The organism is Microcoleus sp. bin38.metabat.b11b12b14.051 (assembly GCF_013299165.1).
Taxonomy (GTDB): Bacteria; Cyanobacteriota; Cyanobacteriia; order Cyanobacteriales; family Microcoleaceae; genus Microcoleus.
The window spans coordinates 319,137-344,687 of sequence record NZ_JAAFKD010000003.1; the positions used below are offsets into that span (position 1 = coordinate 319,137).

The following is a 25,551-nucleotide window of genomic DNA, read 5'->3' on the forward strand; positions in this document are numbered from 1 at the left end:
GCTATTATAAATGTTGGGGTCTGGAGTGGTTTTGACATATTGGATATTCACAAGCAGTTTAGAAGTCATGGCGATCGCCCTTGCCGTCTCGCCCGGTAACTTCAGCATCGCGGCTGCACGCGGGCCAAAAGACTCGATCGTCAAATCCGGCGCTTTGACCTCGCAATCTCCGCCAAATCCGGCATCAGATACAGCTAGCAGAGGTTTAGGAGACGGTATTTACCTCTACGGTCAGTCCAGCAAGCCAGATGAAATTAAGAAAGAATATTTTGTATTTGAACTGCGAGAGAGTAAAGTAGTTGGCGCTTTTTACCTGCCTCGGTCTGCTTTTTACTGTTTTTATGGCACTGCTGCGCGAAATCAGTTAAATTTAACAGTAGTGGACACTTACGACGGCACTCGCTCTCCCTACTCGGTAAACCTGCCACAGTATTACCCTATTGCTGCTATTAGCGAGAACGATCGGCGAATTTTGGGTATTTGCAAGGAAGCTCACAAACACGAAGTGTGGGGAAAGTAATACAATTTGAAAGTTGCTATTTTTTGATGGGAAATTTGAAGTTGAAAAAGGGGAATGAGATAGCGGAGCGAACTCTCATATCGGGAATTCACCAATTAATTAACAATTGGTGAATTCCCAAGTACCCCGTTGTTCAATCTCAGCTTCTCCAGAAATCAGAGAGTCGGCTATATGATGTCCGGCTCTCTTAGCCCCATCTGTAACTTGCCAGCAACGATGCTAATTGCCCGATCGCATACTGCTCATTCTCTGCGGACATGATATAACTGAGCAAATCAAGCTGTGGAACATGAGTCTAGAGCGGGATGCTTGTTGGTGGCTGGTGTTAAAAGTGGGACGAAGCACAAATCTGCCTGCTAGAAAAACATCCAGAAATCCAATTTTTTCATCAATGCTTTGCGATGAACCTGCGATTAATCCCAAAAAGCAGGTTTCTTTAACCAATACAGATACTTTTTATGGCTTTTTCAGGCACAGCCAAGGGAAACGACGACGCATTTGTTGAGTACCCGATCCTCAATCAAACCTACTTTTTTAGAGGATTGGCTAATTTGGCAAAAATCTGGTTTAATCAAAAATCTGTTCCGATGAGCGCACCGGAAGCCCGCAGGTGTTAGTTGTATACTATTTAACAAGGCAGCGCTAGAGTCCGTCAGACACCAAACAGGAAATCCGAGAAAATGTGAAGCTCCGGCGTACCCTACAACACTCCCTCGTGGCATACTGGCACCGCCCCAGGAGTCAGGGCTCAAGAAACAGCAGTAAAATTGCTTCTGAGTTGAGAATATTGGACGGACATCACACACATGGCAAGATGAAACTGCGTCGCAAAACACTATCAATCGTTGGTCTTACTATCGCTGGACTGACTGGCATTCTGTATGCCACCTCCTCCAGCATCCTTTTGGGCAGCCTTATCAAAGCAGAAGAACAAGAAGCCACACAGGTTGTCAAAGGAGTGCTCAGCGTGTTCGGACAAACCGCAGACGATTTCAACTCGCGCTTTGCGGACTGGTCAGCATGGGATGACACCTACACTTTCATTCAAAACCGCAACTCAGAATTTATCGCCTCCAATTTAGTTCCAGAAGGACTGGCTAATTTAAGAGTTAATCTAGCCGTATTTGTCAATACTTCTGGCAAAATAGTTTACGGTACCAGTTTAGACACTCAAAAGCTGAAACTAACGCCTGTTCCATCCGCCTTAAAACAGCACATTTCTCTGAGCGACCCGCTGTTGCAGCACCCCAACGTCGAAAGTAGCGTCGCTGGTATCCTGCTGCTGCCCTCAGGGCCGATCCTGATTACTTCCCGGCCAATTGTCACTACAAAAAACACTGGCCCGATCCGAGGTACGGTGATATTCGGGCGCAATTTAGATGCTGCCGGAATTGCCAAGCTGTCTAAAATTACTCGTTTGCCGCTGATTGTACACAGCATTAATGAGCCTCATTTACCCGCCGATTTTCTAAAAGCGCGGCACAAACTGTCGGGAAAAAAACAGATTTTCGTGCGTCCTGTCAGCGAAGATTTAATGGCGGGTTATGCTTTGATCCAGGATATTTACGATCGACCGGCGCTGCTGCTGCGGGTGGATATGCCCCGAGAAATCTACCGTCAAGGTCAAACCAGTTTGCTGTATTTGCTAGTGTCTGTAGGGTTAGCGGGCATGGGGTTTATCGGCTGCACTCTGCTGCTGATTGAGCATTTGGTGCTATCTCGGTTGAGCAGTTTGGCAAAAGCAGTCAACCGCGTCAGCAGCAGCCAAGACCTCTCGGTGCGGTTGCCGGTGACGGGCGCAGACGAGTTATCCGACCTTGCCCATACTATCAACGGAATGCTGTCGGCGATCGCGCTAGCCGACAGCGAACAACTAGAAGAAAAAGCCCGCTACCGAGCCGTAGTCGAGCAAGCTACAGATTGCATTTTCCTGTGGGACGCTCAAACCAAACGTCTTTTAGAAGCCAATACAGCCTTTAGAAACTTGCTCGATTACAGTGTTGATACGATGATTTCGCAACTGACTGTTTACGATATCGTCGCTTACTCTAAAGACCTAATTGACAGCAATATTGAGTTCCTGCTGGCGGACAAACAATTGAAAATTGGCGAAGTTCTCTACCGCCGCCGAAACGGTTCCTGCGTAGACGTGGAAGTGAGCGCCAGCGTGATTTCCTACGGCGGCCGCGAGATTATTTGCACTGTTGTCCGCGACATTACCGAGCGCAAGCAAGCCGAAGCTGAACTGCGAGCATCAGAAGAACGCTACAGACTTTTGTTTAAAAATAACCCCCATCCGATGTGGGTTTACGATTTAGAAACTCTGGAATTTATAGCCGTTAACCACGCTGCTATAGAGCACTACGGCTACAGTCGCGACGAATTTCTCAACATGACAGTGGCCGACATCCGTCCCTCTCAAGATGTGCCGAGATTGCTAAAAAATATATCCCAAGTAGATGCAGGTATTGATTTTGCAGGTGTGTGGCAGCACCAGATCAAAAACGGTACAATTATTGATGTAGAAATTACTTCTTATGCCTTGATATTTGATAGTAGAAATGCCGAATTAGTCCTGGCTCACGACGTGACAGATCGCTTGCAAGCCGAGGCAGAACTATACAAGGCAAAGGAAGCAGCAGAAGCAGCTAATTTGGCTAAAAGTCAGTTTTTAGCTAACATGAGCCACGAACTGCGAACTCCTCTGAATGCGATTATCGGTTACAGCGAGATTTTGCAAGAAGAGGCTTTAGATTTTGGGGAAACAGATTTTGTGGAGGATTTACAGAGAATTCACAATTCAGGCCACCATTTACTAGCATTAATTGATGATATTCTAGATTTATCAAAGATTGAAGCCGGTCACGCGGAACTGGAATTAGAAGCTTTTGACGTATCCGAGGCAGTTCGAGATGTAGCGAGGACTGTGGAACCGCTATTTATCCGAAACAACAATCGGCTGAATATCGAGTGTCCTAATAATATTGGCAAATTGCATTCCGACAAAACTAAGCTTACTCAAATTTTGTTTAATTTGCTCAGCAACGCTGCTAAGTTTACTCAGAAAGGAACTGTTACATTAGCTGTTGAAAGAATCACCAATCAGGAGAATAGTTGGGATTGCGAACAGTTAATTTTTAAGTGTACTGATAGCGGAATTGGGATGACGCAGGAACAGCTACAAAAATTATTTCAACCTTTCACGCAAGCTGATGCTTCGACTACACGCAAGTACGGAGGAACCGGTTTAGGTTTGTCAATAGCGCAGAAATACTCTCAGATGCTGGGGGGAGAAATCACTGTGGATAGCGAGTTTGGCAAGGGTTCAACTTTTACTCTCATATTGCCAGCATTGCTATCATAGCATCTCAGTTGCGATGCGATCGCTCGGAATGCGAGTCCTCTCCAAATAAGCTTTAACTTAATCAGGACTCGCATTCCGAACAATCCAACGATATTAATACTCTATACCTGCTTGAGCTTTAATCCCTTGTTCTCGGAATGGATGCTTAACCAAAGTCATTTCTGTCACCAAATCAGCGCGTTCGATTAGTTCTGGCGGCGCGCCTCTGCCCGTGAGAATAACGTGAGTTTCTGCGGGTTTTTGTTCTAAGCCGGAGAGAACTTGTTCTACTTGCAAATAACCCATTTTTAATGCTATATTAACTTCATCTAACAGCACTAATTTAAATTCGGGATTACAAATAAAAGTTAGGGCTTTTTCCCAAGCTTTTTGAGCTGTTTCGATATCTCGATCGCGGTCTTGCGTGTCCCAGGTAAAACCTTCACCCATCGCATGAAATTCTAGCTGTTTTTCCCAGAGTTCAAAAACGGCTTTCTCTGCGGGTTCCCAGGCTCCCTTGATAAATTGTACTATGGCGACGCGGTAGCCGTGACCGAGCGATCGCACAACCATGCCCAAAGCCGCCGTAGTTTTGCCTTTACCGTTACCCGTATTGACAATTATCAAACCTTTATCTGGGGCTGCATTAGCAATTCGCTGCGCCTGTACCTCTTGGCGGCGCTGCATTTTCTGTTTGTGCTGCTCGGCAGTTAAGCCCGTGGTTGTAGTCGTTTCTGTATTAGTTTCCATGAGATTTATTGTAACGGCAAGATGAGGTATGTATGGTGATTGATAATTGGTAATTAGTAATTTGTACTCAACCAGCTTTTCGGTGATTGCTGATTGCCCGTTACCAAACGTAGCTCATATTTCTGAGAACTACTATATATTTAGGATGTCTATTTGTAGCATTTTTCCCAAAAATGCAAATTTAGGGAATCTCCAAACCATTATCCAGTATAGCAGTGGGTCTGGGACAGTTGCAGAGCAAGAAAATCAAACCGTTTCTGCGATCGGGCTAGAGGCTCTATTCATGAGGTTATTTATCTCCTCACCGCTGTGGCGATTGCTATAAATCCTCCCAATTTACAGCATTTTTCAAGTATGTGAGGTACACCAAAAAGGTAGGGACACGGCAGTGCCGTGTCCCTAGGGGGTTCTTGATGTACGGACGAAGCCTAAAATCTGCTGTAAAACTTGTACAGACCGAACTAGAAGTATCTAAAATCCCAAATCCCAAATCTCAAATTTCAAATCTCAAATCATCATATTACGCCCAGACTGCTTGCAAGTTTAGCACGAAACCGGGTAAAATATCTTCTCCTGAAAGCTCTGCGGGACATTCCAGAATTTCTTTGTCTTGTCCTTGGCGGTAGATTTCAACTCGGCGCGTTTTGCGGTTAATTAACCAGCCTAATTTTACTTGATTGTCCATGTACTCTTGCATTTTGTCTTGAGTATCTTTGAGACTGTCCGTCGGCGACATTAACTCTAAGACAAAATCTGGTGCAATCGGAGGAAACTTTTGTTTTTGTTCGGTAGTGAGTGCATCCCATCTGTGTTGTTCGATCCAAGAAACATCGGGAGAACGATTGGCACCGTTGGGTAGCTTGAAACAAGTTGAAGAATCGAAACAAACTCCCAGTTTAGTTCGTCTGTTCCAAATTCCAAAATCAATAGATATTTCAAAATTATAATTTCCGGTTTCTCCTCCTGTGGGCGACATGACGGTTATTTCTCCTTGGGCGTTGCGTTCAAATTTGACCTCGGGGTTTTGGCGGCACAGTTGATAAAATTGGTCGTCGGTGATTTTGGCGATCGCATTAAAGTTGATGGTAACTGCTATCATGATTTTAGGGGCTGCACTTGGAGTGTTGAAATTGCAGGTGAATGCCGGTCGATGCAGGTTGTGTAAATCCTAAATATCGATTTTAAACTGGTGAAGGCTGTTTTTTTAACTGGGAAGATTTGAAGTCAAACGTGTGGTCTCATTATATCACAACTTTATAAGTATCTACTATAATTATCGTGAAAACCTTTTTGAATGAAAGATTTGCAGACATACCAATAATAAAAGGCAATGTTGATTTCGCTCAATAACTTGGGAACTCCTTCTAGCAAAATACCTAATATTTTGCTTTCTAACTTCAGCGCGTCCATACCGATCGCAAAAAACAACAATCCCAATCCAGCTAACAAGATTTTGTAGGGAGTATATCTGAGTTCTAGCCGAAAAAACCATCCGTAGGAGAACACAAAAATAGCATAGATAAAACTAACTCCTAACTTGGGAATTCCCCAGGCGTTAATATATAGATGAATCCTGTAAATTTCATTAAGCAGAAATGCGCCTGTCAACAAAGCAGAGGACAGAATAAATCGACTTTCCCAAGGGCGCGGCTGCATAGTTTTTGCGAGCCCGTAGCTAAAACTACAAACAATAACTGGCACAGCACATAATACTTGAAACGTGCGAGTCAACAAAGCAACATTGGGATTGGGAGAGAAAAAAGGGTGAAAGAATAAATCACTGACTTGCAAGCCGGAAATTTGAGTCAAGACAACCAGAAATCCCACCAGCAAAAGTGACCAACAATTGAGTCGAAAAGCTGAGCGAAAAATAGTCATGAGCGAGGGAGAACTAAAAGACAGTTTACCGCAGCCGAATCAAAAAATACTTTTCCACTATAGCTGGTGATTTGCTAAACTAATAAAAGTCTTGTCAAATAGGGTGACACTGATGCTGTCGGTAAAAGAAGCAGAATCGATCGTTCTAAATTTAGCGGCACCTCTCGACAGTCAGCGGGATGTAGAAATTGTAGACTTGCTGGCAGCATCGGGGCGCATTTTGGCTGCACCCGTCACTGGTTCCCTCGATTTTCCTTATTGGGACAATTCGGCGATGGATGGGTACGCGGTGCGGTTTGCGGATGTTGAAAATTGCAGCGCTGACAAACCAGCGGTACTCGAAATCGTTGAGGAAATTCCAGCGGGATATCTGCCTCAATGTACCGTGCAATCAAGCCAAGCGGCGCGAATTTTTACGGGCGCTATGATGCCGGATGGTGCTGATACGGTGGTAATGCAGGAAGAAACGAGGCGTGAGGGCGATCGCATTTTTATCTTAGTTTCTCCTGAAAAGCCACAAGCATTTGTCAGGCACAAAGGCGCTTTTTATCAAGCAGAAACAACTTTGCTAACACCCGGTACAGTTATCAACGCCCCAGAAATCGCGGTGTTGGCAACTGCACAGTGCATTCAAGTTCCTGTTTATCGGCGTTTGCGGGTGGCTATTTTTTCGACTGGCGACGAATTGGTATCTCCAGACCAACCTTTGGTACCGGGAAAATTGGTAGACTCGAATCAGTATGCTTTGACTGTTTTGTTAGCGCAAATGGGATTTGAGCCGCTGCGATTTGGGATTGTTCCTGACAGTCAAGATGCGCTAACAAAGGCAATCGCTCAGGCTATTTATACCGCCGACGCGGTGATTTCAACGGGCGGCGTTTCGGTAGGAGATTACGATTATATCGAGGATATATTAACCGAGTTGCAAGGGAAAGTTCACATTAGTTCTGTGGCGATTAAGCCGGGAAAACCTTTAACTGTTGCTGCGTTTAAACGAGATAAAAAAGAATATAACTCGCCTATTGCAAGTTCGGATTGTCTTTATTTTGGTTTACCGGGAAATCCGGTTTCTGCTTTAGTTTGCTGTTGGCGTTTTGTTGTGCCTGCTTTGCGAAAGATGGCCGGGCTGGGCGCGGAGGCTTGGGGCCCGGAGTTTGTCAAAGCTCGATGTCATTCTGAATTGCGATCGCACGGATCGCGCGAAACTTATGTTTGGGGTAAACTGCACTTAGTGGCCGGAGCGTGGGAATTTGAACCTGCTAGCGGCAGCCAAAATTCAGCGAATTTGATAAACCTAGCCCATACAAGTGGTTTAGCAGTTTTGTCCGCATCAGAAACCTCGATTTGCTCCGGCGAATTCGTTGAAGTTTTAAAAGTTAGTTATTAATCATCTTGCCCGAAGAGCGCAGTCGAAGGGTGGTCATTAGTCATTAGTCATTAGTCATTTGTCATTTGTCATTCGTCATTCGTTTCATGATTGGTACTCTTTGTTTATTCCCTCTTCCTTGCTTCTTCTTCCTTCTTCCTTCTTCCTTCTTATTCTTCTTCCTTCTTCCCTCTTCCTTCTTCCTTCTTCCTTCCTATGATGAGAATTTTAATTGTTGAAGACGATCCGATGATGCAACTGGGATTAGAGCAAGTTTTAGCCGATTCCCCAGAAATAGAAATAGTAGGACAAGCAGAAGACGGTTATTTAGGAGTAGCAGCGGCACTGAAACTCAAACCTGATATGATTGTGATGGATATCGGTTTGCCGCGACTCGATGGCATAGCAGCGACGCAGCAAATTAAAGCGCAACTGCCGGAAGTTAGAGTTGTAATGTTAACTTCTCATACCGCAGAAACTGAAATTATTGCTGCTCTTTCTAGCGGTGCTGATGCTTATTGTATTAAAGGTGCTTCCATAGACAGGCTGTTAGCGGCGATTGCGGCGGCTGCTGAGGGTGCTACATATCTTGACCCTCAAATTGCGCGGACTGTGATCGAACACCTCAAACCCCCGATTCCTGCTTCTACAACTACTTTTGGTCAGTTGTCACAGCGGGAATTGGAGGTGTTAAGATTAATGGTGGAAGGTAACAGCAATCCGGAAATAGCAGCGGCACTTTATTTGAGTCCAAATACTATTAAAACTCACGTTCGCGGTATTATGAATAAGTTGGCTGTGGATGACCGCGTGCAAGCAGCAGTTGTGGCCCTGAGAACTGGTTTGGTCTAATGACAGTTGACAGTTGACAGTTGACAGTTGACACAAGGAAGAGCGAAGAAAGAAGAAAAATCATTAAATTTTTTTTAACTTCCAATTTTTAATTTCCGCTTCCTTATTCCCAATGACCAATGACCAATGACTAATGACTAATGACTAATGACCAATGACCAATGACCAATGACCAATGACCATTGACCAATGACTAGCAATTTGAGTGATATAATCTATGTCTGAGTGGATAGAAATCGGTACAATTGTAGCGGCTCAAGGTTTATGCGGGGAAGTGCGAGTTTATCCCGATTCTGATTTTCCGGAAAGGTTTATTGAGCCGGGGAAGCGGTGGATTTTGCGCCCTAAAAAAACTGAACCGGAGCCGATCGAGTTTTTGGGCGGCCGCTACATTCCGGGCAAAGGGTTGTATGTTGTAGAGGTGGAGGGTGTGGAAGACCGCGATGGGGCTGAGGCGCTGCGGGGCTGCAAGTTGTTAATCGAAAAGGGATCTCGACCTTACCTCGAACCTGATGAGTTTTACGTCCAAGATTTGATCGGTATGGAAGTGTTTAACCAGTTAACCGGCGAAATCTTGGGTAAAGTAAGTGATATTATTCCCGCGGGTAACGACCTTTTAGAAGTAGAAACAAATTTAACAGCGCCGGAACCTGTCGCCCCTGAACTGTCCAAGCCAAAACGGCCGGAAACTCCCACAGCAAACGCTGACCCCAGAAATACCCGCAAACCTCGAAAAATCAAAGTTAAAGAGCCTAAATCAACTAAAATTTTGATTCCTTTTGTACAAGAGATTGTGCCAATTGTTGACTTGGAGAAAGGCAGACTTGAAATTGTGCCGCCTCCTGGTTTGTTGGACGATATCTAGATTATAAGGCGGTTGAAACCGCCCGTTTTTCTAGAAAATCAAGCCAATGATTATTAAAGGCAATCCAGAGGAAGTATTAGTTCTTAATAATTCCCAATGACCAATGACCACCCTTCGGCTTCGCTCAGGGCGAGATGACCAATGACCAATGACCACCCTTCGGCTTCGCTCTGGGTAAAATGACAAATGACTAATGACCAATGACTAATGACTAATGACCAATGACTAATGACCGATATTAATCTTTTACTTTATTTGAGTACCGCACCATCAAGTAACTGATGGAAAGAGCGAAAATGGCTGCGGCCAAACCAATCAAGTCCGCTGCGGTTTTCTTTTCTAGGTCAAGAATGATGATTTTTCGAGATACTGCTATCAAAGAAGTTACAATAACTAGCTCTACTTGAATTACGTGCTTTTTTAGATAAGCTGTGATATTTTCTAAGATTTCCAGGGCAATTAACACATTTAAAAACAACCCAAATATGACAAATAACGTATCTTTTAATAAAAAAGTTTCGTGGTCATCGAATAATTCTTTTGATAAAAAAATCAATAAATCGCAAACACTGACGATAATTACTACAATCATCGCTAGTGAGAGAATTTTTGATATTATGACTTCTACATTTTCTGTAAAATGCAGAAAGTTTTCATCACTGCCTAACTTAGAAATTTGTCTAAATAGTTTTTTCAGCATACCTCTGTCTCATATCGGTTGAATTGCCCGCTATCACCTGCGATCGCATGGTGGGGCGAGTTCATATAGATTGTTTGTGTGAATTATATATGGTTTGTGGAACCCACCGCTACAAATATTACGGTTAATTTACCGGCCATCCTAGGATTTAGTCAAAATTCAATACAATTTTTCCATAAAAAAGCCTCAAATTATTGCCTAGCAATATTTGAGGACTTTAAGACGCGGTACGATCGCAGAACCAACTATCTATTCTCAACAAATAACGATTGTTGACTCTGTTTTCGACCAGTCAAATACACGATCCAGCTAAAAGTTTAGCTTGGGTCGGTTTAGTAGCGGCGAGAAGAGCGGTCGTTGTTGCCCCAGTTACCGCTGTTGGAAGAACCACGTTCTTCACGGGGTTTTGCCTTGTTGACCTTGAGGTCGCGACCCATCCACTCAGCACCGTCAAGAGCCTCAATCGCTGCGGTTTCTTCGGCTTCAGTAGACATTTCTACGAAAGCGAAGCCACGCATCCGGCCTGTTTCGCGGTCAGCAGGCAATTGAATGCGCTTTACTGTGCCGTACTCTCCAAAAGTCTGGCTGAGGTGCTCCTGCGTTACTTCGTAGGATAAATTGCCGACATAGATAGACATTGAACATTCTCCAGAATCGAGGTTGTAGAGATTTAAATCCGGAGGAACGCCGATCGAACGAACTGTACTGCCGAAAATAAAGCCTTATAAAAAGATCATAGCACCTATACGCACAGACTGCAATTTTCCGATCCGCCCATCGATTAAAAAGAACCAAGAAGGTGCTTCAGCTAGGGTGGGAGGGTAAAAAGCAGAAGGAACGAAGAACGAAAAACCCACCCTCAACCACGAAAAGCCGATCGTAAATACATTTATTTTTTTTATTGCCTGGTTTTGCCAGGGTATGCAGCTTGTGGACTGTGCCATCGCATAACGATTCTTGATTTTTGATTTGATAATTTTCCAAGTTTAAATCCAACGCGATACAACCTCCAAACCCTTATGCAGTCAGTCATTCTCAATGATTAAATCAAAAATCAAAAATGGTGTGAGATTGGGAATTTGGGATTGGAGATTTATTATGTAGCGTGGATAACCGCTCAAAATGGATCGGACAGGTTTTGGCGAAGTGTAGAGCGGCCTGGTATGCGATCGCAACAATAGCCCAAAAACCGGGTTTCTTGACAAAAAACAAGGATTTTATGCGAGTCTGTGGCAAGAAACCGAGGTCTAATTGGAGATTAGCTCAATTCGAGACCGTGACGGTGGATTTTGCCCAATTAAATTCCCCAACTTCTGCGACAACTTCGGGATCGGTTTCTGCGCCCACGAGTACCAACTGCACCGCACAAGCTTTTAATTCGGGCTGTTTGGAATCCGGACAGCTTGTGGCGTGAGTCATGGCATTGGCTTCAGCAGATTTTGCCCACAGAGCACCCCAGTGCATCGGTACAAATAGCGTACCAGGGGCGATCGCCTTGGTGACTTTTGCTGGAAACTGCGCCTTGCCGCGGCGCGATCGAACTTCGAGCAAATCCCCCTCCTTAATCTGCAATTTCGCAGCATCGCGGGGGTGAATTTCCAAAAATGGTTGCGGGTGCAATTGATTAATTTTGTCGGTTCTGCCCGTGCGCGTCATTGTGTGCCAGTGCCCGTAAACTCTCCCCGTAGTCAACACAAACGGATAATCTGGATCTGGAGGTTCGGCTAGTCCCCGGGAGTGATAGGCCGAAAATCTCGCCCTGGCGTCGGGAGTGTGAAAACGCCTATCAGTGTACAGCCGTTTCGCTTCAGTCGCTGGATGTAAAGGCTGATTTTCGGGACACGGCCATTGTTGGGGGCCCATCTGGCGCAGATACTCGTGGCTGAGGCCTGTTACGTCGCAAGGCCTGCCCCCTGTCAACTGGACGTACTCTTTGTATATGTCAGCGCTGCTGTCGAAAGCAAAGTGTTCGGCAAAACCCAAGCGGCGGCCGACTTCTGCGAAAATCTTCCAGTCGTCGCGGGCTTCCCCGGATGGTGGATCGAAACCGGGACAAAGCGTCACGCGGCGTTCGGAATTGGTCATCACTCCGGTTTTTTCGCTCCACTGGGTTGCCGGCAGCAGGATGTGCGCGTAGGCTGAGGTTTCCGTGGGATAGTAGGCTTCTTGATAAACGGTAAAGGGCGATCGCAGTAAAGCGGCTTTTGTACGTTCCAAATCCGGCATACTCACCACTGGATTAGTAGCTGCAATCCACAGCAACTCCACATCGCCAGTTTCCAAACCGGTAATCATATCCCAAGCACTGCGGCCCGGATTCGGGGAAATGCTTCCCGGTGCGATTCCCCAAAACTCCTCGACTTGGGTTCTGTGTTCGGCATTTTTGACAAGCCGATATCCTGGGAGTAAGTTAGACAGTCCGCCCGCTTCCCTGCCTCCCATGGCGTTTGGCTGGCCGGTCAGGGAAAACGGGCCGCATCCCGGTTTACCGATTTGACCGGTCATCAAGTGCAAATTAATTAGCGATCGCACCTTTGCCGTACCTTCGGAGGATTGGTTGATGCCCATCGACCACAGCGACAACACCCGCTGCGACTGTTCCCAGTAACTGGCGGCCGTTTCTAACTCGGTGACAGTAATTCCACAGCGCGAGGCTACAAAATCCGGCGTGTAGCTGCTGACAACTTCTGCAAAAACTGCAAAATTCACCGTGCATTCTTCAATAAATTCCGGATCTATTGCCCGCTTTCGCAACAGCAAATACGCAATTCCGTTGAGTAAATCTATATCCGTCCCCGGTTTAATTGCCAAGTGCAAATCCGCAGCTTCAGCAGTCGGAGTCCGCCTCGGGTCTACCACAACCATCTTGACATTGGGGTGCTTTTTGTGGTACTTTGCTAATCGGTTAAATACAATCGGATGACATTCTGCTGTATTGCTGCCGATAATAAAAGCGCAATCAGTTAACTCTAAATCGTCGTAACAGCAAGGCGGCCCGTCCGAACCAAAACTTTGAACGTATCCCGAAACTGCTGAAGACATACACAATCGAGAATTCGCATCAAAATTATTAGTTCCCAGACAACCTTTGATCAGTTTCTGAGCAATATAATAATCTTCTGTAGCGAATTGACCGGAACCGTAAACGCACAGAGCGTCTGGGCCGGTGCTGCAGCGAATTGTTTGGATGCGGTTAACAATGGCATCGAGAGCTTCGTCCCAACTAGCGCGGCGGAACGGTTGGTCGAGAGTATCTCGCATCATCGGATGCAGTAGCCGATCGCTGCGAATAGACTCTGTAACGGTTGCTCCTTTGATACAAACCATACCCTGACTTGATGGGTGATTGCGATCGCCCCGGACTTTCCAAGTTTGTTTTTTGTCTGCAACAACTTCTAGACCGCAACCTACACCGCAGTAAGGGCAAAGAGTTTTTATAGTTTCCATCTGGTGATTTTAGATGCTAATTTTTGAAAGCTAATGGATAATTCGTAATTCGTCATTATAGTCGGAACGGAGGGTTCCGGCCAATTATGTATCAAAAATTACCAAATTACCGCAAAAAGGCTTTACATAAGCGGAAAATACCCTGATTCTAAATTAACCACTACCTGACTAAAATTGGCGATCGCTCTACCTTCTAGCCAGCTTGTCGCCGATCCTAAATCCCCCTCAAACATAGGGAATTAATACCTAACTCTTGTTATACCAAATTCTGCGTTAGCGACCCCTCGATCGTTAGGCGGTTTCAACCGCCACTATACAAACTGTGCCTGCTCCAAGCGGACTAAAGAATCGAGGGGTAGCCAACTCGTCGTCGGATAGCGTATCGTATCATGCCCGCAACAAACGACCATACTAAGATTGGTTTGATCGTTCGGAATGCAATTGGTCACGAACAAGGACTTGCATTCCGAACAATCAAACCAGTTTTACATTTATGGAGCGTGCGGAGGTGATATCATTCCCAATTCAAAACCTCCAATCCAAAATCGCAAAAGGTATAAGTTACCAGAAAGAATTGGTTGAAAGCCTCTGGCTTGAAGGCGAGAAATTAAAATCCGACGATTCATTAGTCGAAGGCTCTTAGTTTCAGGTAGAGGTAGCTATCAACTGTCAACTGTCAACTGTCAACTGTCAACTGTCAACTGAGGGCGGGCACAGGGGCACCGCCCCTACCAACTGTCAACTGTCAACTGTCAACTGTCAACTGTCAACTGTCAACTGTCAACTGTCAACTAAATGAACTACTTCGCTCTTTTAACTTCAAATACGCCGCCGTTGGTGGGGCTAAAAGTTACTTGGAAATCAGCAGTTTTTTGAGTGCCTGCTGCTGCACCCGCAGGAGTTTGCAAAATTGGCAGAGGAGTTTCTTTGACGAAATCTTTAGCTGCTTTATTTGTGGGCTCGAACTGCAAGATATCTCCGTTTTGTTTAACTTTGACTCGATAAGTCAAACTTTCGGTAAATGTCGGAGTTGTCTTCCAATTTTGGTCAATTTGTGCATATAGCTGGTTTCCGATCGCATCGAGTTCGGGTTTGTCAGAAATCCCTGAAGTGGCACTGGTTGCTGCTTTGGGTGCGGCCGCAGGACTTGCAGTCGCAGTCGGTGCCTTGGTTGCAGCCGCACTCGGTGCCGTGCTTGCAGTCGCAGTCGGTGCTGGGCTGCCGGTCGCAGTCGGTGCTGGGCTGCCGGTCGCAGTCGGTGCGGGACTGGCGATCGATGCGGGACTTGCAGCAGCACTCGGTGCGGGACTGGCGATCGACGCAGGACTTGCAGCAGCACTTGGTGCGGGACTGGCGATCGACGCAGGGCTTGCAGTCGCACTCGGTGCAGTGCTAGCGATCGATGCAGGACTTGCAGCAGTAATCGGTGCTGGGCTGGCGATCGATGCAGGACTTGCAGCAGTAATCGGTGCTGGGCTGGCGATCGATGCAGGACTTGTAGCAGCAATCGGTGCCGTGCTAGCCATCGATGCAGGACTTGCAGCAGTAATCGGTGCGGGGCTGGCAACAATTGGTGCGGGGCTGGGGGGAGAACTGACAACCGCCGATGCAGTTGGCGCCGGTGCAGTTTCTGCTAGTTTCGCTTGCTTGAGCTGGCTGGAAACAGCAGATGTATTGACAGCAGCTAAAGTCGCCATTGTTACCAACCACGAAACTGCCAGGACTGCGCCTTTGATTGGCGAAGCTTCTACGGGCTGTGCAGCGTGAGGCACAAAGGATACCCGTGGCATGGGCTTGTCAGCAGTGGCCCCAGGCTTTTTGCTAGCTGGTAATGGCAGGACAACGGGTGCTATCCCCGATTCTGTTGTATCCTCTTCGTGGTGCGCGTAGCGAGAGAACAGGAACTCTAGAGCAAAGTTGCGGAGTTCGTAATATTTCGGGTCTTCCATCATCCGCGTGCGGTTGCGGGGACGGCTGAAGGGAATGTGCACATCTTCGCCGATCGAAGCTGCCGGGCCGTTGGTCATCATCACGATACGATCGGATAAAAACAAAGCTTCGTCAATATCGTGAGTAATCATGACGATCGTAATTTTGTACTCGCGCCAGATTTTTAGCAATTCTTCCTGCAACTCTTCCCGGGTAATCGGGTCTAGAGCTCCGAAGGGTTCGTCCAAAATCAAGAGTTTGGGGCGAGTTGCTAGGGCTCGGGCGATCGCCACCCGCTGTTTCATACCCCCGGACAATTGGCCCGGTCTTTTGTTGCAAGCTTCGGTCAGTCCGACTAATTCCAAGTTATCCTTGACGATCTTATCGTGTTCCTCTGCGGACTTGTCTGCATAAACAGTTTCAACGCCGAGATGGATGTTTTCTGTAGCAGTCAGCCAGGGTAGCAGTGAGTAGTTTTGAAACACCACCATGCGATCGGGGCCTGGTTCAGTAATCCGTGAACCGGCCAGAGCAACTTCTCCGCTTGTCGGGCCGTTGAATCCCGCAATCATGTTTAGCAAAGTTGATTTGCCGCAGCCGGAGTGACCGATCAAACAAATAAATTCGCCTTCATTAATTGTGAGGTTTACACCATCGAGAATGACAAACGGTTTTTCTGGTTCTTTAAGATTTGGGTAGACTTTCGATACATCTTTAATAGTCAAAAAACCTGGTTTTTCTGTTTGAATTTTTGTGGTTGCCTGGGGCGTTTTTACAGTTTGCATATTTTCAGGATTGGGTTTGGGGTTTGGGGGATTAGACATGACTATTTAGGATTAAGGATTTGTAAGAGAGGGAATTAGGAAGCGGGAAATGTGGAGTCTTGTTTCCTGATTCCTTACTCTTGACTCCCTCTTCCTATTTGCTGGTTATGCAGGCGTTTTGATGGAACACTGACTGCCTATTTGTTCTATTAAGATTTCTTCAATGCGGACGCCGCGCTTGATTTTGACATTCTGAAGATAGTCGATCGGGTCGTCTAGATTAAAGACTGTGCCGTCAAATAGTTCGATCGTCCGGCGAGCTCTGGCGATATCCGGCAAACCCAACTCGCGCACTGCTTGACCGAACACATCGGGCCGCAAAACTCGATCGACCACTTCCACCCAGTTTTTCGGGAACGGAATCAGTCCCCAGCGGGCCATCTGCGCCATTACCCACACCATTTCTAGGCGGTCTGGACAATTGGTTTTATCAACATAGAACTGGTTGAAATTGTAGAGCATTTCGGGCTGTGCCTCGGTACCAGAGTTGTACGGGTCGAGGAACCCCGGACGGATGTCTTTTGGATCGGCGCCGATGTATTGTTCTTGGCAAATCAATTGTAGGATTTCTTCGCGGTTGCGGCGATCGTCGCAGTATTCGCAGGCTTCCAAAAGCGCTTTGACGAGGGCGACGTGGGTTTTAGGATATTTCTGAGCCCAATCTTCGCTAACGCCGAGAACTTTTTCGATGTGTCCGGGCAGAATATCGAGGGAACGGGCCATGACAAAACCCGTACCGTCGTTGACCGCCTTGGAGTTCCAAGGGTCGCCGGCACAGTAGCCGTCAATGTTGCCTGCTTTTAAATTCGATACCATCTGCGGGGGCGGAAGCATGGTCAACGCCACATCTATGTCGGGGTCAATACCGCCGGCGGCCAGCCAGTAGCGGAACAGCAGATTGTGCATGGAGGCGGAGTGTACCATGCCCAAGGTATGACCTCGATCGGGAGTTTTGGCGATCGCAGCTTTGAAATCCTTTAAGGTGCGAATGCCTTTGTCGTAAAGGTGTTTCCCGAAAATAATCGAGTTACCGTTGCGGGACAGGGTTAAGGCGCTGTTGACAGGAACGGGGGCTTCGCCGTCCAAGCCCAACAGCATGGCGATCGGCATTCCTGCAACCATTTGCGCCGCATCGAGCCTTCCTTGGGCGATACCTTTAGCAATTTCTTTCCAGCTAGGTTCGCGGCTGAGGGTGACTTCTTCTAAACCGTGGGCTTTAAAAAATCCTTTTTCTTTTGCTACGACTAAGGGTGCACAGTCGGTGAGGGGAACAAAGCCGATGTCGAGATTGACTTTTTCCAGGCCGTTGCGGGCGATAACTACGGCTGGGGCTTGTTGTTTTGCCCGACGCTGTTTCACGCGTTTTTGTTGGTTGAGGAAGTAAACCATTTCGTTACGCAGGGCGTAGTAACTCGGATGGTTGACCACTTCCATGCGCTTGCGGGGGCGGGGAATGTCCACTTCGAGGATTTGTCCGATTTGCGCTTCCGGGCCGTTGGTGAGCATCACGATGCGATCGCTCAGCAACAAAGCTTCATCCACGTCGTGAGTTACCATCACGCTGGTCACTTTGCTTTCTTCGCAAATGTTCATCAATTGGTCTTGCAAACCACCGCGAGTTAAAGCATCGAGGGCCCCGAAAGGTTCATCTAATAGCAGCAATTTTGGGCGGATAGCTAGGGCGCGGGCGATCGCAACTCTTTGTTTCATCCCCCCAGAAATTTCGCCCGGACGTTTGTTTGCTGCTGCCCCGAGTCCCACCAATTTAATATGGTATTCGATTACCAACTCGCGATCTTCTTGAGAGTTACCGCTGTAAATTTCATCGACTGCTAGAGCAATATTTTCGCGAACAGTCAGCCAAGGTAGCAGCGAGTAATTTTGAAATACCACCATTCTGTCCGGGCCTGGATCGCGGACTTCACGCCCTTCTAAAGTAATCCCGCCCTGACTTGCTGTGTCCAGCCCGGCGATAATATTTAGCAGTGTAGATTTGCCACAACCAGAGTGTCCAATTAAGGTGATAAATTCTCCCTTTTTTATTTTAAGTTCGATATTTTTGAGGGCGATATATTGCTCACCATTCGGCAAGTTAAATACGCGGTCTACGTGGTCTACTTCAATAAGGATTGACATGATTATTTTGGGTTAGTTTGTATTTTGTAGATGCTGATTATTAATTGGGCATTGGGCATTGGGCATTGGGAAGAAGGCCCGCGCAGGGCATTGGCCCGCGCAGAGCATTGGGCATTGGCCAAACAGGGCATTAATTTACAACTAATTTCTAGCAGTTTGTAGTTGGCAACCATTCCCCATTCCCCATTCGCCATTCGCCATGCCCTATGCCCTATGCCCTATGCCCTATGCCCTATGCCAAAATCTTATTTTTGTTCTTCAGGAACAACTTTGGAAGCGATGAAACCAACCAGTCTGTCTAGAATCAAACCGACGATTCCTACATAAAGCACTGCCAGAATCACGGCGCTGAGTCGAGAACTGTTGTAAGCGTCCCAGATGAAGAAGCCGATACCGACACCGCCGACTAACATTTCCGCAGCCACAATCGCCAGCCAAGACAAACCGATACCAATTCTCAAGCCTGTGAAGATGTAAGGAACTGAAGACGGTAGCAGGATTTTCCAGAAGTATTTTTGGTTGGGGAGGCGCAAGACGCGGGCGACGTTTCTGTAATCTTGGGGTATTTGTTGGACGCCTACTGTGGTGTTAATCAGAATCGGCCAGATTGCTGTAATCAAGATTACGAAAAGCGCTGAAACTTCGTTAGCCTTCACCCCCAATCCTTCAAAGGGATTGAACTGTTGAAATACTGCCAGGGCGATCGGCAGCCAAGCCAGGGGCGGGATTGTTCTGAATACTTGAAACAGCGGATCTAAAGCATCGAACATTAAAGAGTTGGTACCGATTAATATTCCTAAACCAATGCCGAGAACTGCTGCGAGAGTAAAGCCGATCGCCACACGCTGCAAGCTGGCCGCCAGTTGCCAAAATAAGCCTTTGTCTGTGCCACCGTTATCGAAGAACGGATCGATAATGTACTTCCAGCTTTCTTGGACGGCTTTAATCGGGCCGGGTAAGGTGGATGTCGGGTCGTGGCAGAGGATTTGCCAAACTACGAGCAGAACTGTGATCGCAACTAACGGGCGGAGAATTTTTTTGCGGTTTTTTTGAACCAGATCCAGCACAAAATTTGCTGGATTTTTACTTTTAGAAACAGAAAGATTTGTTGCCATTTGTCTATTTGCTGTGAGTAATTATGAGTGAATGGATAATTGCTTATAGATGCCTTGACCTAATTTTAATAAGTACGAAACTTAAGATTTTAGAATAACCTGCTAATTTTCCGGCTTCTCATAAATCACAAATTCCGAACCGTAAATCACAAATCGATTTACTTGCTAATGGTTAATATCAAGCCGTTAACCATTAGCACTGTTTACTTTGCGATTAGGCTTTTTTGATTACCAGAGCCTTCAGATATTCTTCGGGTTTTTCTGGGTCAAACTTCACGCCGTCAAAGAAGGTTTCGACGCCGCGAGAAGTGGTAGCAGGAATTTGGGCAGCGGGAACGCCAAGTGCTGTCGCTGCTGCTTTCCAAATATCTTCGCGGTTAACTTTATCAACCGTGGCTTTGATGTCGGTAGTTGCCGGCATATAACCCCAGCGAATATTTTCTGTGATGAACCAAGCATCGTGGCTCTTGTAGGGATAAGACGCATTGTCAGCCCAGAATTTCATGGCTAATGCACTTGCAGGTTCAACGCGGCCGGTACCGTAGTCAATTTGACCTTTAGCGCGACCGATAATATCTGCGACGGGTACTTTTAACCACTTATCTTGAGAGATGATTTGGCACATCTCGTCTTTGTTTTCTGGCTTGTCGCACCACTGCTGGGCTTCCAGTACGGCCATGGTAATTGCTTTAGTAGCTTTAGGATTTTTGGCAACCCAATCTGCTCTTAAAGTTAAGGCTTTTTCTGGATGGTCTTTCCAAAGTTCTCCAGTTACTAAGGCGGTGTATCCTACCTTTTGAGCAACGAGCTGGGCATTCCAAGGTTCGCCGACGCAAAAGGCTTCCATGCTGCCGGATTTCATGTTAGCTACCATTTGGGGTGGCGGTACAGGAATGACGGAAACTTCTGTATTCGGATCGATGCCGCCGGCTGCTAACCAATAGCGCATCCAAAGGTCGTGGGTGCCGCCGGGAAAGGTAATAGCAACTTTCTGATTGGCGAGGGCTGCTTTGAGTGGTTTGCTGTCTGTACCTACTTTTAAATCTAAGTATTTTTTGCTGACGGAAATGCCCTGACCGTTAGTATTTAAACGGGCGACAATGTTCATCGGCACTGGTTGGTTGCCTTTGGTAATTGTGCCTAATGTCATTTGGTAAGGCATGGGAGATAAGATGTGACCTCCGTCAATCCCGCCTTTTTCAGAACCGAGTTCTAAGTTGTCGCGAGTAACTGGCCAAGATGCTTGTTTGAGGATTTGTACGTCTTTCATGCCGTACTTGGCAAACAACCCTTTTTCTTGGGCGATGATTAAGGGTGCTGAGTCGGTGAGGGCGATGAATCCGAGTTTGGCTGTGGTAACTTCGGGGGCGTCGGCTGGGTTGATGTTGACTGCTGGGGCGGCGCTGGGTGAGGCTGCACCGGCTGCGGGGCTGGAGGTGGGGCTGCCGCTAGAAGTGCTGGAACCTGAACTGCAACCGTGGGCGAGGAGGGTGCCTGCTGCTGTGGCGCCGGCGGTGATGATGAATTTTCTTCTGGAAAGGTTGCTCATTTGTCTTGAATTATTGGTGTACTTTAAGATACGAGAAATGTGAGATGCCAGATGTGAGATGGCTTGACGACCTTGGCAATGACATAATTGTGTTCGCAATGAGAGGATATCATTCGCGATGACATAATTTTGTTCGCAATGACATAGTTCTGTTGGCCGCCTCGCATCTCACATTGTGATTTTAGGCGTCGATCGACACTTTGCCGATCGCCCGCGCGCTACAAGCTAAGATAAACCCTGGTTCAATATCGCTCAGCGCGTCGAGTTTTCCGTCGTAGGCGACATCGCCTTCTAGGAGTTGCTGCTTGCAGGTGCCGCAGGTTCCCGATCGGCAACTGCTGTCGAGTTCGATTCCGGCGCGATCGGCAACGTCGAGAATGAACTCATCTTCGCTGCAAGCAACTGTTTTGCCCGATCGAGCGAAAATGACAGTAGATGTCTGAGGTTTGGCCACCAGAGCCGTTTCGTCCCTCTCAACCGTCAGTTGCAGTTGCCTGTTGAGGGCAGCCACATCTCCTTGAGCTTGATTGGGAACAGCCCCAAACTTATCAATTAACAGTTGATGCAGCACGGGTTTGAGGTCTTCGCAAGGAATGCTCTTTTGGACGCAAGTACCCAAATGAGCATCTTTGCCAACAGTTCCTCCCATGTAGATGTCCACACCTTCGAGGGTTTTGCCGTTCTTGCGAACTTTTGTGCCCATCAAACCGATGTCCGCTACTTGGGGTTGAGCGCAAGAATTGGGGCAACCAGTCCAGTGAATTCTGACCGGTTTGGGAACGGACAGTTCGGCTTCCAGTTCCCGAATCATTGCTACAGAACGGGCTTTGGTTTCAATGAGGGCGAAGTTGCAAAACTTGGAGCCGGTGCAGGAAACCAAGGCGCGCATCAGGGGTGCGGGGTCGATGGAAAAACGCTGCAACAGCGGTTCTTTGACGAGCGATTCCAGCCGCGAGTCGGGAACGTTGGGAACAATGACGTTTTCTTCGACGGTGAGCCTGAGTTCGCCACTGCCGTAAACCTCGGCGATTCTGGCCAAATCGTACAAATCCGCTGCTTGCAAGCGTCCTACAGGAACGTGCAACCCTACATAGTTGAGCCCTGATTGTTTTTGCGCGTAGATGCCGATGTGGTCGCGTTTGTCCCAGATAATTTCATCTTTGGCAGCGGCGGGGTGCAAAGTACGGCCTACTTGTTGTTCGACGGCGGTGCGGAATTGTTCGATGCCGAGTTCGTCAATCAACCACATCAAGCGCGATTTTTGGCGGTTTGCTCTCGGGCCTCGATCGCGATACACAGTTAAAATTGCTCTGCACAAATCCACAACATCGCTAGGACTAGCCCACACGTTGAGAGGAATTGCAGCTTCGCAGCGTTTGGCGGAAAAGAAACCGCCGACTAAAACGTTAAAGCCGATGTTGCCGTCTTGATAAGCGGGGATGAAGGCGATGTCGTTGATTTCGGCGTGGACTGAGTTATCGCGGCAACCTGCGATCGCAATATTAAACTTTCTCGGCAAATTTGAAAACTCTGGGTTGCCTTCGCCGCTGTTGGTAATCATGTCTTGGACTTGATTCGCCAATTCCCAAGTATCTATTAATTCGTCGGCGTCCAAACCTGCGACTGGGGAACCCGTGATGTTTCGCACGTTGTCCATGCCAGACTGAATGCTGGTCATCCCCGCTTCTTTGAGGCGGCGGAAGATATCGGGTACATCTTCGATGCGAATTCCGCGCAGTTGCAGGTTTTGTCTGGTGGTGATGTCGGCGCTGCCGTCGGAGCCGTAGCGCTGTACGATTTCTCCTAGAGTTCTAGTTTGATTGCTGGTAATGACGCCGTTGGGCAAGCGCAGCCGCATCATGAATTTCCCGGGAGTTACTGGCCGAAAGAAGATGCCGAGCCATTTGAGGCGGTGCTCGCGGTCTGTTTCGTCCATTGCTTCCCAGCCGATTTGGGCAAACTGGTCGAGTTCGGCTTTGAGTGCTAAGCCATCTTTTTCGGCTTTGAGTTTTTCAAACTTGTTCAAGCTGGCTTTGGGTTCTACTGTTTGGGTCATTGATTTACCCTCGCTGCTGGTTTATTCCCTGAGATATTGACTTGGAGCATAAAATGTGTGTTTCCTGCTAACCTTAATGAGCCTATGGATTTAAAACTGTATATTTAGTTACTAGAACGACTTTCTTTTAAGCATGGTTGGTCTTCTATATATTTGAGCTTTTCTGGGCGCTGTCTCGAATGCCGCCAAACTATGTATGGTTATAGTTGCTACCGATGGTTTGATCGATCGCTGCGTTTCGATGCACCTTTGTTATGAACTAATGTAAAGCGCATGACCGTAAATATTCGTAGCTATTTTTACAAAATGTTGAGTTATATGATATTTTCGCATACTATCGATGCGTTTTATACATTGGAGATGCGTCAAAAGACATACAAAGTTGAAAAATCCCTATAAATCTTTAGATGTAGAAACCCAGATGGGGAAATTGGCAGCTCTGAGATAATACTGTGACGGCGATCGCAGACTGGAAGCGATGCCCGTCACACAATGATCTCCGTGGTATCACAGAGTTAGCCTGAAAACATCACCTTCTCTGCTATGCCAGCGTCACTCTTGATTTTTGGAGAACGAGAGATGATACAAGTATCGAATTCAGGGAACGTCTCATGTTTTTAGTTCAACTTATCCCCGGCGCTATTTCCGAAATACTTGCCTCTGTTACGGATACAGGGAGTTTGACTTTAGCCGATCGCTACGGCTTGATGGCGGCGGTTTTGGATGACTCTCTCGACGAGCAAGACAGACATTCGCTCAACCGCCTGCTGCGCTCCGTGATCAAGGGAAAAGTCAAGATCGTCAACGAACTCTCCGCGATGGGTTAAGAAGAATTCGGAAAAATTTGATTGGTGCAGTGCCACAGCTTGCAGAAACAACCGCCGCCCTCCTCATACCTGTAACTCAAGGTTCGAGGAAAAAACCTGTGTTTCAGTCGTTCCCAACACTTCATTTGTAGCAATGGTTTAGAGAAACCATATAATTTTGGGCGATCGGCATTTGAGGAATTTCAGGGCTAAAGCCCGATCGATATAACGTCATTATAGTGATTGAATAGGGCTGGAAATGAGAGACAATTTATGAAAATTATTAATCAAACAATCGAAATAATCACAAAATCAGGCATCGGAATTTATAACATAACGCCTCAATTTGTCCTGATTCTTGACAGCAGCGCCATAAAAAATGGACAATTCCTAGTATTTTCCAAACACACCACTACAGCTTTAGCAATCAATGAAAACGAAGAAAGATTGCTAGCAGACATCAAAGTATACCTGGCAAAGTTAGCGCCTCCTGACGACAAATACCTGCACAACGACTTGCATTTAAGAATAGTTCCACTCTTAACGAACCGATCAACGCTCACTCTCACCTGATGGCAATGACACTCAGTACCAGCGAAGTAATTCCAGTTGCTGAAGGTAAATTAGCACTGGGGACTTGGCAATCTGTTTTATTTTTTGACTTAGACGGGCCGCGAAACAGAACTTTATTTATGCAAATTATGGGCGAATAGAATCAATTTTGGAAAAATGATTGTCGCAGCAGCGGGCATAAATTTTGTGACTGTCAGCACCTGAAAGCTTGTTGTGTAACAAGCTTTTTTAGAAATGATATAACACCTCCATGTTCTAGCCCGGTACTGTTTCGGGTGTTAACGGCTGGTGGTAGCTGTTCGCCGTTTCTCAGTACGGGTGCCAATGATTAGCGATGCTTTGGGTGATGCTGCGGTAGTTTTATTTGCTAGTTTGTTCGCAGGTTTATTCAAGCAAGCTGGGGTTTTGTTGAGTAAACCAGTGTGGGTGATGGGTTTGGGTAATCTTGTGCTGGTTGTGGCGGGAGTTTCTTATTTAGTTACCATGCGTGACAAATTGTTGCTACACTGATTAAGCGTATACAAATTATATGTCATTATCATAAATTGCCGGAGACGGCAGTGCCGTATCCCTACAGGTAAAAACCTCTAATTTATTTTTGGTAGCAATGTTTTTTGAAATTGGTATTACTTACCACAAAGAATATGTTGAATGCCTCTCCCTTGTCGGAGAAATTAAAATCAGACTATTCATTACTCGAATCCTATTCCTTCAAAGTAGAGGTCGCTGTCAACCGCAACGACTAGCGAGTCGGCTCTTCTGTCAACTCTTCGACAAGAGCTCTTCGGGAAAACTGTCAACTGTCAACGGAATGAAGGGTATGAGTTAGTTCTTTTGGATCT

Annotated in this window: 22 protein-coding genes and 1 pseudogene; 11 read left to right on the forward strand and 12 right to left on the reverse strand. The window is 46.7% G+C overall.

The genetic code is table 11. The annotated features are described in order from the left end of the window. The first annotated feature begins 10 nt into the window (after positions 1-10). The 3 genes from QZW47_RS05670 (at position 11) to QZW47_RS05680 (ending at position 3,884) form a co-directional block, all read left to right on the forward strand. Positions 11-520: a hypothetical protein gene (locus QZW47_RS05670; RefSeq protein WP_293124895.1), complete on the forward strand. Its 510-nt coding sequence runs from the start codon at positions 11-13 to the stop codon at positions 518-520. 458 nt (positions 521-978) lie between these two features. Continuing rightward, positions 979-1,137 (forward strand): hypothetical protein, encoded by a 159-nt coding sequence (locus QZW47_RS05675; protein ID WP_293124897.1) that lies wholly within the window; start codon positions 979-981, stop codon positions 1,135-1,137. Between the two features lie 197 nt (positions 1,138-1,334). After that, positions 1,335-3,884 carry a CHASE4 domain-containing protein gene (locus QZW47_RS05680; protein ID WP_293124899.1) on the forward strand — a complete coding sequence of 850 codons (2,550 nt, stop codon included), beginning with the start codon at positions 1,335-1,337 and terminating at the stop codon, positions 3,882-3,884. A gap of 93 nt (positions 3,885-3,977) precedes the next feature. On the opposite strand, the gene cobO is transcribed toward QZW47_RS05680, so the two are convergent. The 3 genes from cobO to QZW47_RS05695 form a co-directional block, all read right to left on the reverse strand. Continuing rightward, on the reverse strand, positions 3,978-4,613 hold the full coding sequence (gene cobO, locus QZW47_RS05685; protein ID WP_293124901.1) for a cob(I)yrinic acid a,c-diamide adenosyltransferase: 636 nt from the start codon (positions 4,611-4,613) through the stop codon (positions 3,978-3,980). A gap of 520 nt (positions 4,614-5,133) precedes the next feature. Further along, positions 5,134-5,712, reverse strand: a complete 579-nt coding sequence (locus tag QZW47_RS05690) for a Uma2 family endonuclease (RefSeq protein WP_293124903.1) — start codon at positions 5,710-5,712, stop codon at positions 5,134-5,136. Positions 5,713-5,867: 155 nt separating this feature from the next. After that, positions 5,868-6,491, reverse strand: a complete 624-nt coding sequence (locus QZW47_RS05695) for a hypothetical protein (protein WP_293124905.1) — start codon at positions 6,489-6,491, stop codon at positions 5,868-5,870. Positions 6,492-6,603: 112 nt separating this feature from the next. On the opposite strand from QZW47_RS05695, the gene glp reads away from it, so the two are divergent. The 3 genes from glp to rimM all read left to right on the forward strand — a co-directional run bounded on the left by glp (position 6,604) and on the right by rimM (position 9,574). Next, entirely contained in the window at positions 6,604-7,878 is a 1,275-nt protein-coding gene (glp, locus tag QZW47_RS05700) for a gephyrin-like molybdotransferase Glp (RefSeq protein ID WP_293125065.1), read from the forward strand. A gap of 198 nt (positions 7,879-8,076) precedes the next feature. Next, positions 8,077-8,709, forward strand: a complete 633-nt coding sequence (locus QZW47_RS05705; protein ID WP_293125067.1) for a response regulator transcription factor — start codon at positions 8,077-8,079, stop codon at positions 8,707-8,709. A gap of 217 nt (positions 8,710-8,926) precedes the next feature. Continuing rightward, positions 8,927-9,574, forward strand: a complete 648-nt coding sequence (gene rimM, locus QZW47_RS05710; protein WP_293124907.1) for a ribosome maturation factor RimM — start codon at positions 8,927-8,929, stop codon at positions 9,572-9,574. 238 nt (positions 9,575-9,812) lie between these two features. On the opposite strand, the gene QZW47_RS05715 is transcribed toward rimM, so the two are convergent. From QZW47_RS05715 to QZW47_RS05735, 5 genes are all read right to left on the reverse strand, one after another. Beyond that, on the reverse strand, positions 9,813-10,274 hold the full coding sequence (locus QZW47_RS05715) for a phosphate-starvation-inducible PsiE family protein (RefSeq protein WP_293124909.1): 462 nt from the start codon (positions 10,272-10,274) through the stop codon (positions 9,813-9,815). Between the two features lie 332 nt (positions 10,275-10,606). Continuing rightward, on the reverse strand, positions 10,607-10,912 hold the full coding sequence (locus QZW47_RS05720) for an RNA-binding protein (protein WP_106151106.1): 306 nt from the start codon (positions 10,910-10,912) through the stop codon (positions 10,607-10,609). A gap of 625 nt (positions 10,913-11,537) precedes the next feature. Further along, a complete protein-coding gene (locus tag QZW47_RS05725; RefSeq protein WP_293124913.1) occupies positions 11,538-13,721 on the reverse strand; it encodes a molybdopterin oxidoreductase family protein in 2,184 nt (727 codons plus the stop codon). Positions 13,722-14,521: 800 nt separating this feature from the next. Next, the gene (locus QZW47_RS30100) at positions 14,522-16,474 is read right to left on the reverse strand and encodes a nitrate ABC transporter ATP-binding protein (protein ID WP_366930811.1); all 1,953 of its coding nucleotides are present in this window, start codon (positions 16,472-16,474) and stop codon (positions 14,522-14,524) included. 105 nt (positions 16,475-16,579) lie between these two features. Further along, positions 16,580-18,610 (reverse strand): nitrate ABC transporter ATP-binding protein, encoded by a 2,031-nt coding sequence (locus tag QZW47_RS05735; RefSeq protein WP_293124915.1) that lies wholly within the window; start codon positions 18,608-18,610, stop codon positions 16,580-16,582. A gap of 30 nt (positions 18,611-18,640) precedes the next feature. Between QZW47_RS05735 and QZW47_RS05740 the strand changes: the two genes are divergently transcribed. Continuing rightward, positions 18,641-18,772, forward strand: a complete 132-nt coding sequence (locus tag QZW47_RS05740; RefSeq protein ID WP_293124917.1) for a hypothetical protein — start codon at positions 18,641-18,643, stop codon at positions 18,770-18,772. Between the two features lie 83 nt (positions 18,773-18,855). Here the strand turns inward: QZW47_RS05740 and ntrB are convergent, their stop codons facing one another. The 4 genes and pseudogenes from ntrB to QZW47_RS05755 all read right to left on the reverse strand — a co-directional run. Next, a complete protein-coding gene (ntrB, locus tag QZW47_RS05745) occupies positions 18,856-19,725 on the reverse strand; it encodes a nitrate ABC transporter permease (protein WP_293124919.1) in 870 nt (289 codons plus the stop codon). A gap of 214 nt (positions 19,726-19,939) precedes the next feature. Beyond that, positions 19,940-21,274, reverse strand: a complete 1,335-nt coding sequence (locus QZW47_RS05750; RefSeq protein WP_293124921.1) for a CmpA/NrtA family ABC transporter substrate-binding protein — start codon at positions 21,272-21,274, stop codon at positions 19,940-19,942. Between the two features lie 181 nt (positions 21,275-21,455). Further along, positions 21,456-21,785 carry a 2Fe-2S iron-sulfur cluster binding domain-containing protein gene (locus QZW47_RS30105; protein WP_366930817.1) on the reverse strand — a complete coding sequence of 110 codons (330 nt, stop codon included), beginning with the start codon at positions 21,783-21,785 and terminating at the stop codon, positions 21,456-21,458. 15 nt (positions 21,786-21,800) lie between these two features. Next, a pseudogene (locus QZW47_RS05755) lies at positions 21,801-23,330 on the reverse strand (ferredoxin--nitrite reductase); the annotation flags it as partial. A gap of 611 nt (positions 23,331-23,941) precedes the next feature. On the opposite strand from QZW47_RS05755, the gene QZW47_RS05760 reads away from it, so the two are divergent. The 4 genes from QZW47_RS05760 to QZW47_RS05770 all read left to right on the forward strand — a co-directional run bounded on the left by QZW47_RS05760 (position 23,942) and on the right by QZW47_RS05770 (position 25,219). Next, positions 23,942-24,157, forward strand: coding sequence for a hypothetical protein (locus QZW47_RS05760; protein WP_293124925.1), 216 nt, complete (start codon positions 23,942-23,944; stop codon positions 24,155-24,157). A 252-nt stretch (positions 24,158-24,409) separates the two neighbouring features. Then, positions 24,410-24,709, forward strand: a complete 300-nt coding sequence (locus QZW47_RS05765; protein ID WP_366930812.1) for a YjbQ family protein — start codon at positions 24,410-24,412, stop codon at positions 24,707-24,709. A 5-nt stretch (positions 24,710-24,714) separates the two neighbouring features. Beyond that, complete coding sequence (locus QZW47_RS30110; protein WP_366930813.1) at positions 24,715-24,849, forward strand: YjbQ family protein; 135 nt, start codon at positions 24,715-24,717, stop codon at positions 24,847-24,849. A gap of 148 nt (positions 24,850-24,997) precedes the next feature. After that, positions 24,998-25,219: a hypothetical protein gene (locus QZW47_RS05770; protein ID WP_293124927.1), complete on the forward strand. Its 222-nt coding sequence runs from the start codon at positions 24,998-25,000 to the stop codon at positions 25,217-25,219. Positions 25,220-25,551 lie beyond the last annotated feature (332 nt).